This is a genomic window from Halomonas sp. KM072 (genome assembly GCF_050710315.1).
Lineage (GTDB): Bacteria > Pseudomonadota > Gammaproteobacteria > Pseudomonadales > Halomonadaceae > Vreelandella > Vreelandella hamiltonii.
Map to the genome: position 1 here is coordinate 687,794 of NZ_CP136132.1, position 16,971 is coordinate 704,764.

Annotated in this window: 12 protein-coding genes and 1 pseudogene; 11 read left to right on the forward strand and 2 right to left on the reverse strand. The window is 62.0% G+C overall.

From position 1 onward, the window contains the following. Positions 1–15 precede the first annotated feature (15 nt). On the reverse strand, positions 16–831 hold the full coding sequence (locus RVM26_RS03185) for a TlpA family protein disulfide reductase (RefSeq protein WP_287807771.1): 816 nt from the start codon (positions 829–831) through the stop codon (positions 16–18). A 101-nt stretch (positions 832–932) separates the two neighbouring features. Then, positions 933–2,696 (reverse strand): sugar phosphorylase, encoded by a 1,764-nt coding sequence (locus RVM26_RS03190; RefSeq protein ID WP_287807770.1) that lies wholly within the window; start codon positions 2,694–2,696, stop codon positions 933–935. 281 nt (positions 2,697–2,977) lie between these two features. Between RVM26_RS03190 and nrdR the strand changes: the two genes are divergently transcribed. The 11 genes and pseudogenes from nrdR (at position 2,978) to RVM26_RS03245 (ending at position 16,908) form a co-directional block, all read left to right on the forward strand. Beyond that, on the forward strand, positions 2,978–3,475 hold the full coding sequence (nrdR, locus tag RVM26_RS03195) for a transcriptional regulator NrdR (protein ID WP_193461982.1): 498 nt from the start codon (positions 2,978–2,980) through the stop codon (positions 3,473–3,475). After that, complete coding sequence (gene ribD, locus RVM26_RS03200) at positions 3,475–4,626, forward strand: bifunctional diaminohydroxyphosphoribosylaminopyrimidine deaminase/5-amino-6-(5-phosphoribosylamino)uracil reductase RibD (protein WP_287807768.1); 1,152 nt, start codon at positions 3,475–3,477, stop codon at positions 4,624–4,626. The genes nrdR and ribD overlap by 1 nt, the downstream gene beginning before the upstream one ends. Before the next feature lie 72 nt (positions 4,627–4,698). After that, complete coding sequence (ribBA, locus tag RVM26_RS03205) at positions 4,699–5,865, forward strand: bifunctional 3,4-dihydroxy-2-butanone-4-phosphate synthase/GTP cyclohydrolase II (RefSeq protein WP_287807766.1); 1,167 nt, start codon at positions 4,699–4,701, stop codon at positions 5,863–5,865. A 4-nt stretch (positions 5,866–5,869) separates the two neighbouring features. Continuing rightward, positions 5,870–6,358, forward strand: a complete 489-nt coding sequence (gene ribH, locus RVM26_RS03210) for a 6,7-dimethyl-8-ribityllumazine synthase (protein WP_039183684.1) — start codon at positions 5,870–5,872, stop codon at positions 6,356–6,358. After that, positions 6,355–6,858: a transcription antitermination factor NusB gene (gene nusB / locus RVM26_RS03215; protein ID WP_016913295.1), complete on the forward strand. Its 504-nt coding sequence runs from the start codon at positions 6,355–6,357 to the stop codon at positions 6,856–6,858. The genes ribH and nusB overlap by 4 nt, the downstream gene beginning before the upstream one ends. A gap of 34 nt (positions 6,859–6,892) precedes the next feature. Beyond that, positions 6,893–7,870 carry a thiamine-phosphate kinase gene (gene thiL / locus RVM26_RS03220; protein WP_287807762.1) on the forward strand — a complete coding sequence of 326 codons (978 nt, stop codon included), beginning with the start codon at positions 6,893–6,895 and terminating at the stop codon, positions 7,868–7,870. Then, the gene (locus RVM26_RS03225) at positions 7,867–8,340 is read left to right on the forward strand and encodes a phosphatidylglycerophosphatase A family protein (protein WP_039183688.1); all 474 of its coding nucleotides are present in this window, start codon (positions 7,867–7,869) and stop codon (positions 8,338–8,340) included. The genes thiL and RVM26_RS03225 overlap by 4 nt, the downstream gene beginning before the upstream one ends. Positions 8,341–8,395: 55 nt before the next feature. Next, entirely contained in the window at positions 8,396–9,649 is a 1,254-nt protein-coding gene (locus tag RVM26_RS03230) for a YdgA family protein (RefSeq protein WP_498940750.1), read from the forward strand. 149 nt (positions 9,650–9,798) lie between these two features. Further along, positions 9,799–12,258, forward strand: a complete 2,460-nt coding sequence (gene lon / locus RVM26_RS03235; protein WP_498940752.1) for an endopeptidase La — start codon at positions 9,799–9,801, stop codon at positions 12,256–12,258. Between the two features lie 174 nt (positions 12,259–12,432). Continuing rightward, positions 12,433–14,576 (forward strand): annotated as a pseudogene (locus RVM26_RS03240) (methyl-accepting chemotaxis protein). 181 nt (positions 14,577–14,757) lie between these two features. Further along, positions 14,758–16,908, forward strand: coding sequence for a methyl-accepting chemotaxis protein (locus tag RVM26_RS03245; RefSeq protein WP_498940754.1), 2,151 nt, complete (start codon positions 14,758–14,760; stop codon positions 16,906–16,908). Positions 16,909–16,971: the final 63 nt, after the last annotated feature.

A 16,971-nucleotide genomic window follows, 5' to 3' on the forward strand; every position in this document is an offset into this window, starting at 1 on the left:
CACGCTGTAGAAGGCTCAACGAATACGTGATAGCCCATCGTTCAGGGTGGCCCGGGAAAGCTCGCCAAAATGGGTGCTGACCAATTGGCCCTGGGCGTCATAATAAAGCGTGGTGGGCATGGCATGGGCACCTGTCACTTGACCCAGCGCATTGCGCGGGTCTTGCCAGACGTTGTCGAGCTGAAAGCCATGTTCTGCCATGAAGCGGTTGATCTGTGGAAGACTCTCCCCCTGATTGACGAACACGAACGTCACGTCCTGCTCCTGCTGCTGAGCCGCTTCGAAGACCGGCATTTCGCGAATGCAGGGCGGGCACCAGCTGGCCCACAGGTTCACTACCATGGGTTGGCCCTGTTGCTGAGCCAGCTCCGGCAGGCTGATGGGAGTGTCTTCCAGGGTGCTGAGCGGGGTGGTGGGCAGCGGCCGGGTCTGCTGTTCGATGAGCAGGGTGCTGCCCAGCGTCACGCCCCACACCAGACCGCCGGTGAGCATGGCCGCGCCCAGCGGCGCGCGTTGACGCGGCGAGCGCCACAGTGCCCAGACGCCATACCCCATCCCGGCCAATGCACCGGCCAGCAGATCAAAACCACCGTCACGAATATCCAGCCGCGCGAGCAGGCCGTCGTATTCCCCCCAGTAACGCACGACGAACACCAGCCTGGCCGCCAGCAGGGCGACCATCAGCAGGGTAAACAGGGTGTCGCTGACCGAAACCTGCTGGCGCCTGCCCAGCAGGGCGCCTACCAACAGGGCGAGTAAGAAGGCAAAACCGATGATCAACTGATGCAGGCTGAACCCCATGGGGCCAATGGCCAGGCTTTGTTGCAACATAAACGCTCACGTATCCACCGTAGAATTGGATGGACAGTGTCGCAGGACAGGATTATTAAAGGATTATCTTGTCCTGTCCTGAGACGTTATGTCGCAAGGGGTCAGGCGTTAGCCACCAGCCAGAGCACGGCATAGGGAGGCAGGGGTGCCGGCGGGTGAAGCGAAGACGAGGTATCCAGCGGCTGCCAGGCGTGCTGCTGCAGCCGCTGAGTCAATGCCTCGCCGCCCTGGTCGAGGGCGACGCGGCGGTCGGTGACGTTGAACAGGGCCAGCAAGCGTCGGCCATTGGCCAGCGGGCCGCGCTCGATGGCCAGCAGCTCCGCGGGCGTGCTGATGACCTGCTGGGGAACGTTGGGATGAAAGCAGGGCTCCTGGCGGCGAAGGTCCAGCAGCCGACGCAGGGCATGGAAGACATCGTGGGTGGGGGTGGAGGGGCTTTCCAGCAGCAGCTCCAGTTCGTCCAGCGGCCAGCGACGCCGGTTGATGGAGCGCAGCCGACCGCTGCGCTCGACACCTTCGACATCGTTGAGCGTGCCGGTCAAGGTGTGCAGGTAAAGCGCAGGAATGCCTTGCAGGCTGAGCATGATGGCCTGACTGCACAGGAAGCGCGCAATTTGCCAAGGGTCGGGGCCGCGCCGGGTGCCGCGCATGGCCTCGAACCAGGTAATGTTGATTTCGTAGGGTGTGTCGCTGCCGTCCGGGTTGCTGCGCATGCTGACGAAACCACCGAAACGATGCATCAGCTCCAGCAGGGCGTCGCGTTCGTGATCCGGCAGCAGGCCCTCCAGCGGGCGCACCCCGATGCCGTCGTGGCTGGCGGTAAAGTTGAGGTAAGTGCAGTGTTCAGGCAGCACCGGCAGGCTGGCTAGCCAGCTTTGCAGCGTGCTGGCCTCCCCACGGGTGAGGGTGTGCAGCAGCAGCGGGGGCAGCGCGAACTGGTACACCATGTGCGCTTCGTCCGGCGGGCCTTCCGCCAGGCGTTCGAGGCCGAAATAGCTGATGTTTTCGGCATGGGGCACGTTGGTTTCGGTGATGATCAAGGTGCCGGGAGCGATCTCATCGACGATGGCGCGTAGCAGGCGTACCACAGTATGGGTTTCGGGCAGGTGAATACAGGCCGTGCCCAGCCGCTTCCATAGGAATGCCACGGCATCGAGGCGGATGATTCGCACTCCCTGCTGCAGGTAAAACAGCAGGATGCCGACGAATTCCAGCAGGACATCCGGATTCTCGAAATTCAGGTCGATCTGGTCTTCCGAAAACGTGGCCCACAGGTGGCGGGTGCCCCGGCGGGTGGAAACAGGCACGAGCAGCGGACTGCTGCGTGGCCGCGTGACCTGGGAAACATCAGTATCTGGGTCCACCTCGATAAAGTAATCCCGCCCCGGCAGGCTGCCGGTCAGATAATCCACGAACCACAGCGATTCGCGGGAAACATGGTTGAGCACCAGATCGCCCATCACGTCATAGTGGCTGGCCAGGTCACGAATATGCGACCAGTCCCCCAGTTCGGGGTTGACCTCCCGGTAATGGATGACCGAAAAACCGTCGTCGCTGCTCCAGGGGAAAAAGGGCAGCACGTGCACCCCGCTGATCGTCTCCCCCAGGTGGCGCTGCAGAAAGTGGTTCAGTACGCCCAGTGGGGGCGTGCCGTCTGCCACGATGGCGTCACCATAGCTGATGACCCACTGATCCTTTTCGCTCCATGTTGGTGCGCCGTCGCTGGGCGTGCCTGTGGAGGGGGCGGAGGGGAGTAGCGGCCGGAAGTGGGCCAAGTGCTGTTCGAGGCGTCGCTGTACCTCTCCTGCGCGCTCGCCGTACAGGTGGGTCAAGTAACGCTGTAGCCTGAGCTCAAATACCGTCATGGATGCCTCCCTTTCAATCAACCTTCGACAAACGCTGCAGCTTGTGTGCCAAATCGTTACAATATAGGTGAATAGTGTGCGAAATGACGTACAAGTCATGCCTCTGCCGCTTTTGCAGGCATGACAAGCGGTAATGGGACGGTTTACCCAACGATCCTGGGATGGATCTTAAAATAGCTTACAAAACAGTGGATACCTGGAGGCCCGCTGGCCTGGCGGGTATCCATGGGCTGACACGCTGAGCGCACTTGCAGGTGCGTACCGACAATAGGTTGACTGCCATGCATTGTCCTTTTTGTGGTGCAAACGATACACGAGTGACGGACTCACGCCTGGTGGCAGAAGGTGATCAGGTGCGTCGTCGCCGCCAGTGTGCAAGCTGCCACGAGCGCTTCACGACGTACGAAACGGCAGAGCTGATCATGCCCAGGGTGGTGAAGTCGGATGGCTCCCGGGAGACCTTCAATGAAGCCAAGCTGCGGGCAGGCATGTTGCGGGCGCTGGAAAAACGGCCAGTAAGTGCCGAAGCCATCGAGGCGGCCGTGGAGCGTATCCGTCAGACCTTGCGGGCACGAGGCGATCGAGAGGTGAATGCCCGTGAAGTGGGCGAGGCGGTGATGAAGGCGCTGCGTAGCCTGGATCAGGTGGCGTACATTCGCTTTGCATCGGTGTACCGCAAATTCCAGGATCTGGAAGAGTTTCGGGCTGAAATCGACCGGTTGGCTCAAGAGCCGGGTGACGATGCTTCCTCCGGTGCCGCCTCTTCCGAGGTCAAGTGATGAGCCTGTTCTCGATTGCCGACCACGGGTTCATGGCGCGCGCCTTGCAGTTGGCTCGCCAGGGCCTCTATACCACGGACCCCAACCCGCGCGTGGGGTGCGTCATCGTTCGCTATGATCGTTCGGCCGAGGGCCAGGTGGTGGGGGAAGGCTACCACCTGCGCGCCGGTGAGCCTCATGCCGAAGTGCATGCGTTGGCAGCCGCTGGGGAGCAGGCCCGGGGGGGCACGGCCTATGTGACGCTGGAGCCCTGTTCCCATACCGGGCGTACCGGCCCCTGTGCCGTGGCGCTGGCCAATGCCGGTGTCGGGCGCGTGGTGGTGGCCATGGAAGACCCCAATCCGCAAGTGAGTGGGCGGGGGATTGCCCACTTGAAGGCTGCCGGTATCGAGGTCCAGGTAGGCCTGCTGGAACAGGATGCTCGGGCGCTCAATCCTGGGTTCGTGTCGCGCATGCAGTCACGGCGACCGTTCGTGCGCTTGAAAATGGCGATGAGCCTCGATGGTCGAACGGCCATGGGATCGGGAGAGTCTCAGTGGATCACCGGCCCGCAGGCGCGCACCCAGGTGCAGCGCCTGCGAGCACGCTCCAGCGCGATTCTCAGTGGCGTGGAGTCCATGATCATGGACGATGCGCGGCTGACGGTGCGTGCCGAACAGCTGGCGCTGCCCCAGGCCGATGAGATCGTGCTGCGCCAACCGCTGCGGGTCATTCTGGATTCTCGGTTGCGGCTGCCGCTGGCGGCGGCCTGCCTGCGCGAGCCGGGGCGCACGCTGATCATCACCACCGACCAGCACAGCCCCGACAAGCGTCAGCGGCTGGAAGCGGCCGGTGCCGAGATCCAGGTCCTGCCCAGCGCCGCCGACGGGCGTGTCGAGCTTGCTGACATGCTGCGCTGGTTAGCCGATAATGAGCAGGTAAACGAGCTGTTGGTAGAGACCGGTGCGACGCTGGCCGGGGCGCTGCTGGATGCGCAGCTGGTCGATGAGTTGCAGCTGTTCGTCGCCCCCACGCTGCTGGGAGGCGACGCCCGCCCGCTGTTCGAGCTGCCAGGGATCACCCGAATGGCGGATCAAAAGCGCCTGGTGATCAAGGAGTCCCGCCAGGTAGGCCAGGACTGGCAGATTATCGCGACCCCGGTGATCGACTAGCGCAAGCGGCCATAGCAAGGTACCCTGACGCCCGAAATCGCATCCCATGCGACCACTTTTTTTGGAGATTCCATGGCGCACTCCGCTTCTGAGGGCCTGTCCCCTATCGCCGAGCTGGTAGAAGACATTCGCCAGGGCAAAATGGTGATCCTCATGGACGATGAGGATCGCGAAAACGAAGGCGATATCATCATGGCGGCCGAACTGGTCAAGCCAGAGCATATCAACTTCATGGCGCGTTACGCCTGCGGTCTGATCTGCATGCCCATGACCCGGGAACGCTGCGAGCAGCTCAACCTGCCGCTCATGGTGCGTGACAACGGGTCCGGTTTTGGCACCAAGTTCACGCTGTCCATCGAGGCGACCGAAGGCGTGACCACCGGCATCTCTGCCGCGGACCGTGCGCGTACGGTGCAGGCCGCCGCCGCACCCAATGCCAAGCCCACGGATATCGTGCAGCCGGGTCATATCTTTCCGCTGATGGCCGAGCCGGGTGGCGTACTGCGCCGGGCAGGGCACACCGAAGCGGCCTGCGACCTGGCGGCGCTGGCAGGGCTCGACCCCAGCGGTGTGATCTGTGAAATCATGAACGACGATGGCAGCATGGCGCGTCGTCCCGAGCTGGAAGCCTTCGCCAAGGCCCATGGCATCAAGATCGGCACCATTGCCGATTTGATCCACTACCGGATCGTCAACGAACAGACCGTCGATGCCATCGAGACCAGCCGTGTGTCCACGGTGCATGGCGAGCTGACGCTTCATGTGTTCCGTGACCGCATTCAGGGCGCTCACCACCTGGCGCTGGTGAAAGGCCAGCCCACCGCCGAGCAGCCCACCACGGTTCGTGTACACTTGGCCGATACGCTGCGCGACGTGCTGGGGCTGATGAAAGGCGAACAGTGCCGCTGGGATTCCCACCGCGCCCTGCGTGAAATCGCCGAAGCGCCCGCCGGTGTGTTCGTCCTGATCGATGACGGACGTCCGCATCAGGATCTCAAAGACCAGCTGGACATCTTCCTGGATCGGGTACGCCAACCGCGTACCAATGACTCGGACGGAGCCGGCAACTATTTAACCATTGGTACGGGTTCGCAAATTCTGCGCCATCTGGGCGTCGGCAAGATGCGGCTACTCAGCTCCCCGTGGAAATTCTCGGCGCTTTCCGGGTTCGATCTTGAAGTGGTCGAGCGCCTGGGGCCCAACGACACGGCGTATGAGCCAACTACTCAGCAGGAATAAATCGATGCAATCCCTTTCGCAAGTTGAAGGCACTTTTGTCGACGTAGATGGCCGTTATGTCATCGTGGTGGGGCGTTTCAACCACCATGTGGTCGATAGCCTGGTAGAAGGCGCAGTGGACAGCCTGACCCGCCACGGCGTCGATGCCGAGCAAATCCATATCGTGCACGTGCCGGGAGCCTGGGAACTGCCGTTGGCAGTCAAGCGCGTGCTCCGCGTCATGAAGCCGGATGCCGTCATCGCGCTGGGCGCGGTCATTCGTGGCGGCACGCCGCACTTCGAATACGTGGCGGGTGGCTGCAACACGGCCATCAATCACCTGCAGCTGGAGTTCGACACGCCGGTTGCCAACGGCGTGCTGACCGTGGAATCCATCGAACAGGCCATCGAACGAGCGGGCACCAAAGCAGGCAATAAAGGCACCGAAGCCGCCATGGCCGCCATGGAAATGGTATCGCTGCTGCGCGCACTGCCCGCAGGAGATGACCAATGAGCGAGCGACGTGAGCGCAAGTCCTCTGCGGCACAGCAGGGACGCCACGCCGCAAGGGAGTTGGCGGTACAAGGGTTATATCAATGGCACATGACCGGCAAATCGATCTCGACCATCGAAGCCGAGTTTCGTAGCCAGAAGGCGGACGACGACCTGGAAGACCACGAGAACTGGGTCAAGGTCATGGAAATCGCCGACAAAGCGCTGTTTCATGAGCTGCTGCATAACACGGTGCGCTTCAAAGCCGAGCTGGATCGTGACATTGCACCGCTGCTGGATCGTCGTCTGGAAGACCTGGACGCGGTAGAACTGGCCATTCTGCGCCTGGGCGCTTACGAGCTCTCGCGCCGCATGGAAGTGCCTTACCGCGTGGTCATTAACGAAGGCGTTGAGCTGGCAAAATCGTTTGGCGCCACCGACGGCCATAAGTACGTGAATGGCATTCTCGACAAGCTGGCCAACCGCTTGCGAAGTGCCGAAGTCAGCGCCCGCCGCTTGTAAGCGGGCGACCTGATCAAGCGTTTAAGGGGCCTTTGTGCTTGCCGAATTTGATTTGATTCGACGTTTCTTCATGTCGCCGCAGGAGGCGAAAGCGACGGATGGCGTTGCCCTGGGATGCGGCGATGACGCCACCTTACTGCTGCCCCAATCGGGGCAGCAGCTCGTGGTCAGTGTGGATACCTCCGTGGTAGACGTGCACTTTCCCCATGATGCGCCTGCCCATGCGGTCGGCCATCGCGCCCTGGCCGTGGCGCTCAGCGACCTGGCGGCCATGGGGGCACGCTCCCGCTGGTGCTTGATGGCGCTGACCCTCGACCAGCGTGCGTTCCCCGGCAGTGCGGCTGCCGAGGCATGGCTAACGGGCTATGCCGATGGCTTCCATGACCTGTGCCGTCGGCATGAGACCACGCTGGCGGGGGGCGATGTCACCGCAGGAGCGCTGAGCATTGCCGTGACGGTGATGGGAGAAGTGCCCTCCGGTGAAGCATTGACCCGCTCCGGGGCTCGTGCCGGCGATGTGATTGCCGTCACGGGCGCTTTGGGCGGTGGTGCGGGCGGGCTAGCGCTGTGGCAACAGGGTGAAAGAGACATGCAGCACCCGTTGCTCCAGCGCTATCTGTTGCCCCAGCCTCGCCTGGCGGCAGGTGTTGCCTTGCGTGGCCTGGCCAGCGCGGCGCTGGATATCTCCGATGGCCTGCTGGCGGATCTCACGCATCTTTGTGAGGCTTCCCAGGTGGGGGCTGCGCTGGAAGCAGAGCAACTGCCGCTGGCGGAAGGGCTGGAAGCCTGTCTGGGCGCGCAAGAAGCCCAGCGGGCAGCGCTTTCCGGAGGCGACGACTACGAGCTGCTGGTCACGCTCCCCCCGTCGCATGTTTCCCTGGCCAGGCAACGGCTGGCAGAGCAGGGGATCGCGCTCAGCGTGATTGGCCAGTGCACCGATACGCCTGGCATCACCGGCGTGGCGCCGTTGGCCGAGTCTGGCTGGCAGCACTTTCGTGGGGGTGTCCAATGAACCGTGCACCGGCCAGCGTCTGGCGACGCCCCACTCACTTCTTCGCCTTTGGCCTGGGGAGTGGCACCGTGCCCTGGGCGCCTGGCACCTTCGGCACGCTGGCGGCGATTCCCTTCTATTGGATGATGGCGGACCTGCCGCTGGTCTGGTATCTCAGTATCGTGTTCGTGGCCTTCATCGTCGGTGTCTGGCTATGCGATAAAACCTCCCATGACCTGGGGGTGCACGACCACTCCGGCATCGTCTGGGACGAGTTCGTCGGTTACTGGATCACCATGGCCGCCGTGCCCTTTTCCTGGGAAGCTGCCATCTGGGGGTTCATCGTCTTTCGTATTTTCGATGTGTTCAAGCCCTGGCCCATCCGTTGGGCCGACCGCCGAGTGGCGGGGGGCTTTGGCATCATGATCGACGACGTCATGGCAGGCATCTACGCTTGGAGTACCATGCACTTATGGTTCTGGCTCCACTAGTCGACGCCCGATAGCAGGCGCTGCGCTTTGTCAGGAGGCCATACAAGGAGATAGCATGCGCAAGGAACGTCTGATCGTGCCTATCCTCTCGGTGATTGCCGTGATATGGATGGTCGCGCAACTGCTATCGAGCATCCTGTTCGAACGGAGCCTGCGTCAGGCGCTGGAAGACCTGGAAGCCCGAGGTGAATGGCGGGTAGAGCGCCTGGATAGCCGTCAGGGCTGGTTGACCTCCCGTGGTCAGCTCGTGCTGTCGCCCTTGCTGGGCCGCCCCTGGCGGCTGGAGTTGACCTACCACGCCCGCCACGGCCTGCTCTCCACCGATGTGCAGGGCACGCTGTTGCCTCGCCTGGACAGCGTGCTGCAAAAGGCCGTGGGCGATGTATCTGCCCCCTCCGTGCCGCGCTGGCAGGGTCGCTATCAGACGCTGAGTGGTCGCACCGAGCTGCGTTTGGCGCTGGCGCCCTTCGTGATCCAGCAGAATGGTCGGGAACTGGATGTTCGGGGGGCTCGGGTTCGCCTGGAAGGCATGTTTGGCGATTGGCGCCTGCGGGGATTGTTCGACCAGTTGACGCTGACCGATGGCTTGTCTCAATTGACACTGGGACCCACCACCCTGGAAAGCCGCTATACCTACATCGACGATGCCTACCATTTCACCCAGCGTGACCACCTGCGCATCGACCGCCTGTCGATGCACTACCCCGCCTACGATATCCAGATCACCCCTCTGGATCTCTACAGCCAGATGACGCTGGATGAAACCGAGCTGAGCATTCAGGGAGAGCTGGTGCTGGGCGAGGTGCTGGTGCCCAGCGAAGCGCCGGAGACACCGCTGCTGAGCGGCCGTGTCGCGGCCGAACTGTCGCGGCTGAACGGTGATGCCGTGCGACAGGTGATCCGTCGGCTGCGCCAGGAAGCTGCCTGGGGGGATGCCGCGCTGCCCATGGCCGAAGGGCTGCTGGCGCGGCTGGAACCTGATCTGCTGCAAGTATTGAGCGACTCTCCGCGGCTCGATGTGACCACCATCGAGCTCGATAGCCCGCTGCTCGGCCTGCAAGTTGCCGCAGACGGGGCGCTGTTTTTCGACGGTCGACAGCTGGATAGATTGCGCGTCGTCTCGCTGAACAAGCCCGAGGAGCAAGCGCGCTGGCGGGCACGTATCGACGGCGACTTCATCTGGCACGACGCCCCTACCGTAGCGGCCCTGTGGCTGGGGTTGCCCCTCGGTACCCGGGAGCTGCAATTCGACGTGGTGCGCGGCGTCTGGCGCGTCAATGGTCGTCCCATGCCGACACTGTGGCCGTAACGTTCCACCAATAAGTACGCTGTCAAATGGCGCTCAGGGTTGAAGTTTTCCCTGGCTGCCCACATCCCAGTAACCATACGAAGCGGCGACAGTGGCAGGCAAACCGCTTGCTGGCCACTGCTGCTGGTTACTGTGGATGGGGAGGGCGCATGAGCGACCAGGATTACGACCGCGATCACGAACACCTCGATTGGCTCGCCGCAGGCGAGCATTCGGACCGTCACGAAGAACACCACAACGAAAACGACCACCGCTCGGATGGTGAGCGCACCCATTCACTGGTGCCTGCCAGCGACATGCTGCCCGAGCGCATCTATCTGCTGCCAATTCACAACCGCCCGTTCTTTCCCGCCCAGGTACAGCCTCTGGTGATCAATCGTGAGCGCTGGGAAGAGACCATGCGCCGCGTTGGCAATACGCCACATCACACCATTGGAGTAGCGTTCGTCGGAGAACAAGGGGTGCACTCCCTGGATCATGACGGCTTCCCCGAGATCGGAACGGCCGTCAAGGTGCACAAGCTGAAAAACGAAGAGCAGCAGATTCAGTTCATTGCTCAGGGCCTGCAGCGTTTCAAGATTCAGCGCTGGCTCTCCAAGGAACCGCCCTATCTGGTGGAAGTGACCTACCCGAAAGAGCCGGTCAATGCCGAAGATGAAGAAACCCGGGCCTACGCCATGGCGATCATCAACGGCATCAAGGAACTGCTGCCCATCAACCCGCTGTATGGGGAGGAGCTGAAGCACTACCTCAATCGATTCAGCCCCCATCAGCCTGGGCCGCTCACCGATTTTGCCGCGGCCATCACCTCGGCCAAAGGCCCTGAATTGCAGGACGTGCTGGCCACACTGCCCGTGGCGGAGCGCATGCACAAGGTGCTGCCGCTGCTGCGCAAGGAGATCGACGTTGCCCAGCTGCAAAGCGAAATCAGCGAGCAGGTCAACGCGCAGATGCAGGAGCGCCAGCGTGAATTCTTCCTGCGTGAACAGTTGAAGGTGATACAGCGTGAGCTGGGCATCTCCAAGGGCGACCGCGAGAACGACGTGGATACGTTCAGGAACCGTCTGGAGTCTCTGGTGGTGCCGGAGCGTGTTCAGGCCCGCATCGACGAAGAGCTCAACAAGCTCAGCGTGCTGGAAACCGGCTCGCCGGAGTATGGCACCACGCGCAACTATCTGGACTGGCTGACATCGCTGCCCTGGGGCGTCACCAGCCAGGACAAGCTGGACCTTGGCCATGCGCGCGCGGTGCTGGACCGAGACCACGATGGCCTGAAAGACGTCAAGGAGCGCATCATCGAGTTCCTGGCCGAAGGCACGTTCAAAGGCGATGTGGGGGGCTCCATCGTGCTGCTGGTGGGGCCGCCGGGGGTGGGCAAGACCTCCATCGGCCGCTCCATTGCCGAGGCGCTGGGGCGTGAGTTCTATCGTTTCTCGGTGGGTGGCATGCGCGACGAAGCCGAGATCAAAGGCCACCGACGCACCTACATCGGTGCCATGCCCGGCAAGCTGGTGCAGGCGTTCAAGGAAGTGGAGGTTGAAAACCCGGTCATCATGCTCGATGAGATCGACAAGCTGGGCCAGTCCTTCCAGGGCGACCCCGCCTCGGCGCTGCTCGAAGTGCTGGACCCCGAGCAGAACGTGGATTTTCTGGACCACTATCTGGACGTACGCATGGACCTCTCCAAGGTGCTGTTCGTGTGTACGGCCAATACCCTGGACAGCATCCCCGGCCCGCTGCTGGACCGCATGGAGCAGATTCGCCTGTCCGGCTACATCGCCGAAGAGAAGCTGGAGATCGCCAAGCACCACCTGTGGCCCAAGCTTCTCAAGCGTGACAACCTGCCGAAAAAACGCATCAACCTGACCGATGCCGCCCTCAAGCAGGTCATCGACGGCTACGCCCGCGAAGCGGGGGTACGTCAGCTGGAAAAACAGCTGCACCGCATCGTGCGCAAGGCGGCGGTCAAGTTGCTGGAAGAGCAGGTGGAAACAGTCAAGATTTCGGTCAAGAACCTGGAAGAGTTCCTGGGCGCGCCGCTTTTCCGCAAGGAAAAAGTGCTCAAGGGTGAAGGGGTCGTGACCGGCCTGGCCTGGACCTCCATGGGGGGCGCCACGCTGCCCATCGAAGCGGGCAAGATCCACTCCCTGGACCGAGGCTTCAAGCTCACCGGCAAGTTGGGGGAGGTCATGAAGGAGTCGGCCAATATCGCCTACAGCTACACCTTGGGGCACTTGGCCGAGTTCGGTGCCGATGCCGACTTCTTTGATTCTGCGTTCGTGCATCTGCACGTACCCGAAGGGGCAACACCCAAGGATGGCCCATCGGCGGGGGTCACCATGACTACGGCGCTACTGTCACTGGCCAAGCACCAGGCCATCAATCGCCCGCTGGCCATGACCGGAGAGCTGACCCTGACCGGGCAGGTTCTGCCGGTGGGCGGGATACGCGAAAAAGTCATTGCTGCCCGGCGCAGTGACATCTTCGAAGTGATCCTGCCGGAAGCCAACCGTCGCGATTACGACGAGCTGCCGGAGTACCTGAAAGAAGGCATGACGGTTCACTTCGCCAGCCGTTACCGAGATGTGGCCAACGTGGTGTTCAAGTAACGTCGGGTAAGCCCTGGTAACCAGTAAAGGGCTTAGTAGGTTATCGGTCTCTCCTTTTGGCGCCGCTCTTTGAATAGCGGCGTTTTTTATATGGCTATCTGAGGATTAACGCGACTTAATACGTTGGATAATGAGAGAACTCAAAAAAATCGAATAACACCCCTGGGGGCCGCGATGCGTAACAACCAGCCCGTGACACAGCGCGAATATGTGCTGGACGAAGAAACCGTTCTGATTTCTCGCTCCGACCTGAAAGGCAACGTGACTTATGCCAACGCAGCCTTCGTGGAGGTCAGCGGATACAGCCGTGAGGAGTTGGTGGGGCACCCCACAACATGATCCGACACCCGGACATGCCCGAGGCCGCCTACGCCGACTTCTGGAAAACCATCCAGGCAGGCGGCACCTGGCAGGGCACGGTCAAGAACCGTCGCAAGAACGGCGATCACTACTGGGTCAATGCCACCGTGGCACCGCTGCGCGACGGCGAGCGGATCGTGGGCTACACCTCGCTGCGCCGTAAGGCGTCTGCCAAGCGTATCGCCCGGGCCGAGCAGGTGTATGCCGAGATTCGTGCCAAGGGCAAATCACGCCGCTACCGGTTGCACCAGGGCGCACTGATTCGGCGTGGCCTGGGCGGGCTTGTGGCGCGCTTTCAGTTCAGTAGTTTAAGGGCCAAGCTGACGGGGATGGTCGTTACCGCGCTGTTGCTGCTGGGCATGGCGGGGGGACTTGGCGTTTATGGGTTGATGGTATCGGGGGAGCGGTTGGATACGCTGAACCGCTCGGGGCTCGAGGCGATTGCCAACCTGCAGCTGATGGAGCGCCAGGTAGGGCTCACCGTCGACCAGCTGGAGCCCGCGGTGCGCAACCCGCGCCGGGTAGACTTGGTGGCCCTTGAATCGCGGCTGCAAGAAGTCACACAGTCGGTCCAGACCCTGTGGGATGAGTATGAGTCGGATAGCGCAGCCGCTCCTGACGTGCTGCAAGTGGTCGAGGCGTCGTTGAATGCCTGGATCACTGGCGTGACCAGCGCCATGACGGCGGTCAGTCAGGCCAACGGCTTTGCCGCGTTCGAAGCTTTCAATGATGCCGTGCAGCCCGCCACCGAGCAGTTGCGACAGTTGAGTGACCAGCTCGTCGATGCCGAGCGGGAAGGCGCCCATGCGCTGGTGGCTCAGGCGCATCAGGGCCGTCAGCAGATGCTGGTGGCGCAACTGGTGCTGATGGCCGTAGGGCTACTGGTGATGATCGGCTTGAGCGTGATGATCCTGCGCTCGGTGATGCGCAGCCTGGCGGGCGCGCGCTACATGACCTTCCAGATTGCCGCAGGCAACCTGGCCGCCCGTGAGCGTCGGCAAAGCAACGATGAGCTGGGAGAGCTGCTCTATTCGCTGGACACCATGCGTTTCAGCCTTTCCAGTATCGTCAGCGAGGTCGAAAACCGGGTGGCGGTGGTGACGCCTGCGATTCAGCAGATCGCCGCCGAGAACGAGGAGCTGGCATCGCGTACCGAGCAACAGGCCTCCTCGCTGCAGCAAACGGCCTCCAGCATGGAAGAGATGACCTCTACCGTGCAGCAGAATACCGACAACGCGCGCCAGGCCACCGAGCTCGCGCAGCAGAACGCCCACAGCACTCAGGAAACCCGCCAGCAAATGGAGCAGTTGGTAGAGCGCATGCAGCGCATTGCCCAGCGCGCCGAGAAGATGACCGAGATGATCGGCGTGATTGATGGCATTGCCTTCCAGACCAATATCCTGGCGCTGAACGCCTCCGTCGAGGCCGCTCGGGCCGGGGAGCATGGCCGCGGCTTTGCCGTGGTGGCCAGCGAAGTGCGCACCTTGGCCAGCCGCAGTGCTGATGCTGCCCAGGAAATCCGCAAGATGATCGACAGCACCACTCAGGAAGTCAGCGGTGGGCGCAGCGCCGTGGAGCAGGCCGAAAGCGCCATCGAGAACGTCGTGCGTCAGGTCAATCAGGTGAGCGAACTGATGGCCTCGATCAGCACCGCTTCCAGCGAGCAGAGCAGTGGAATCGGCCAGATCAACTCGGCGATTGCGGAGATGGACAACGTCACACAGCAAAATGCCACCAAGGTTCAGTCCATTGCCGCCTCCGCAGACAACCTGACCCTGGAAGCCTTCGAACTGGCCAACGTGGTCGATGCTTTCCGTTTGGAGGGTGCCCAGGACGAGAGCGTAGCGGCGGCTCGGGAGAAGCTGGCGCGGGGCAAGAAAGCCGTGCCTCAGCAAGCAGCCGCGTCATCCCGTCACGCGCTTGGCCACCAGCAGGACGAGCCATGGGAGACCTTCTGATCGGTGCGTTTAATCAGCATTGACGAAAAACCATGATCTGCTTTGCCTATGCCACCTTCGGGTGGCATATTTTTTGCATATTCTTGCTGCGCGTCATCGCGTGCCATCACGTCGGCTTGGTAATAAGGAAGCGCTGGGTCATCGGGCGAAACATGGCTTTCATAAAAACACAGGGGACTTCATGAGCACATCTAGCCAGGCAACCCTTGAGCTGACAGACGATCAGGTGCTGATTTCACGCTCTGATCGTCAGGGAAACATCACCTACGTCAATCAGACGTTCATTGAAGTAAGCGGCTACTCACAAGCCGAGCTACTGGGCGAACCCCATCGTATTTTCCGTGATCCCGAGATGCCTGCTCAGGTCTTCAAGAACATGTGGGCCACCATCGAGCAAGGCAAAACCTGGCAGGGGGTGCTCAAGAACCGCTGCAAGAATGGCGAGACCTATTGGGTGCATACCACCGTGGCGCCGCTGCTGGATGGTGAGCGGGTGGCGGGCTATACCGCCATACGTCGCCGGGCGGCGAACAAGGCCATCGCGCGGGCGGCCAATGCCTACCATGCCATGCAGCAGGGGCGAGCGCGGGGCTATACGCTTCATTATGGTGCATTGCGTCGCACGGGGGTGCGTGGATGGGTGCAACGCTTCAGTTTCAGTAGCATGCAGGCCAAATTGATGGGCATGGTGGTGGCTGCCATTCTCTTGCTGACGGTGGCGGGGGCCGCCGGTGTCTATGGCTTGACCAGCTCTGCCGAGCGGCTACGCACCCTCAACCAGACCGGCCTGGAAGGCATTGCCGACCTGCAGCAGATCGAGCAGCGCAGTGCCCAGCTACTGCAGGTGCTGGAGCCTGCGGTGCGCAATCCTCGTCGTGCCGATCTCGACCAGCTCGATGAACAGCTGGCATCGCTGCAGAGCCAGATCGAACAGACCTGGCAGACCTATACCGAACAGCGTCAGCAGGCCAGCGGTGTACAGCAAGGATTGACTGCCCATCTGGCGACGTTTCTTGGCGGTTCGACCACGGCCATGACGGCGATTCGCCAAGGCAATGGCTTTGCGGCTTTCGAAGCCTTCAATGATGTGGTCAGGCCCACCTCCGAGAGCATCAGCGCCACCATCAATCTGCTGGTCGATAACGAGCGCGCGGCAGCTCACAGCCTGATGGCCGATGCCGAGCGGCAGCAGCAATGGCTGCTATGGGGGCAAGTGGGCGTGCTGCTGTTCGGTATTGCGCTCATGGTCGGGCTCAGCGTGGCGGTGTTGAAATCACTGCTGAAGTCGCTCAGTGAGGCGCGGCGTGTCACCTTTCAAATCGCTGCGGGCAACCTGGCCAACCGTGTCACCTTGAAGCGAGACGACGAACTGGGCGAACTGCTGGCCTCGCTGGAAACCATGCGGGCCAGCCTCTCAGGGCTGATTACCGAAGTGGGCAACAAGGTCGAAGTGGTCACGCCTGCGTCCGAGCAGATCAAGCAGGAAAACGAAGACCTCGCCTCACGTACCGAGCAGCAGGCTTCGTCGCTTCAGCAGACGGCGTCCAGCATGGATCAGATCACCGCCACGGTGCAGCAGAATACCGAAAATGCCCGCCAGGCCAACCAACTGGCCATGCAGAATGCCGCCACCAGCCGTGAAACCGGCGAGCACATGCAGGCACTGGTGGAGCGCATGGAGCGCATTGCGGCCAGCGCCGACAAGATGAACGACATCATCAGCGTCATCGATGGCATTGCCTTCCAGACCAATATCCTCGCGCTGAATGCCTCGGTGGAGGCTGCCCGTGCCGGAGAGCAGGGGCGTGGTTTTGCCGTGGTGGCCAACGAGGTGCGCAACCTGGCGGGCCGCAGTGCCGACGCAGCAGGCGAAATTCGCCGCTTGATCGACACCTCTACCCAGGAAATCGCGGGTGGGACCAGTGCGGTGAAGCAAGCCGAGCAGGCCATCGAGCAGGTAGTCAATCAGGTCATGCGTGTCAGCGACATCATGGAGGAGATCAGCACTGCGTCCGACGAGCAGAGCAGCGGTATTGCCCAGATCAACATGGCCGTCTCCGAGATGGATCACGTGACCCAGCAAAATGCCACCAAGGTGCAGTCCATTTCCAGCGCTGCTCAGCGGTTGACCAATGAAGCCTTGGACCTTGCCAATGTGATCGCGGCTTTCCGCCTGGAAGGGGCCGAGGAGGAGAGCAGCGAAATGGCGCGGATTCGCGTGGCGCGTGCTGGGCAGTCGGCCAGCTTGCCGTCACCCTCGGCCTCTTCGTCAGCGCCGTCGAAGCGTCCGCTGGTGAAGGCTCGTGCCGCGGAGGAGTGGGAGACGTTCTGAAGCGGGTGGGGTATTGGATGTCGTCTACGTCTAGTCTCAGCGGTTCGCTCATGCCACAATCGA

Excerpts from the sequence above, each read along its gene's own strand:
- RVM26_RS03185 (WP_287807771.1), bottom strand. The coding sequence starts at position 831 with ATGTTGCAACAAAGCCTGGCCATTGGCCCCATGGGGTTCAGCCTGCAT.
- RVM26_RS03190 (WP_287807770.1), bottom strand. The coding sequence starts at position 2,696 with ATGACGGTATTTGAGCTCAGGCTACAGCGTTACTTGACCCACCTGTAC.
- nrdR (WP_193461982.1), top strand. The coding sequence starts at position 2,978 with ATGCATTGTCCTTTTTGTGGTGCAAACGATACACGAGTGACGGACTCA.
- ribD (WP_287807768.1), top strand. The coding sequence starts at position 3,475 with ATGAGCCTGTTCTCGATTGCCGACCACGGGTTCATGGCGCGCGCCTTG.
- ribBA (WP_287807766.1), top strand. The coding sequence starts at position 4,699 with ATGGCGCACTCCGCTTCTGAGGGCCTGTCCCCTATCGCCGAGCTGGTA.
- ribH (WP_039183684.1), top strand. The coding sequence starts at position 5,870 with ATGCAATCCCTTTCGCAAGTTGAAGGCACTTTTGTCGACGTAGATGGC.
- nusB (WP_016913295.1), top strand. The coding sequence starts at position 6,355 with ATGAGCGAGCGACGTGAGCGCAAGTCCTCTGCGGCACAGCAGGGACGC.
- RVM26_RS03225 (WP_039183688.1), top strand. The coding sequence starts at position 7,867 with ATGAACCGTGCACCGGCCAGCGTCTGGCGACGCCCCACTCACTTCTTC.
- RVM26_RS03230 (WP_498940750.1), top strand. The coding sequence starts at position 8,396 with ATGCGCAAGGAACGTCTGATCGTGCCTATCCTCTCGGTGATTGCCGTG.
- lon (WP_498940752.1), top strand. The coding sequence starts at position 9,799 with ATGAGCGACCAGGATTACGACCGCGATCACGAACACCTCGATTGGCTC.
- RVM26_RS03245 (WP_498940754.1), top strand. The coding sequence starts at position 14,758 with ATGAGCACATCTAGCCAGGCAACCCTTGAGCTGACAGACGATCAGGTG.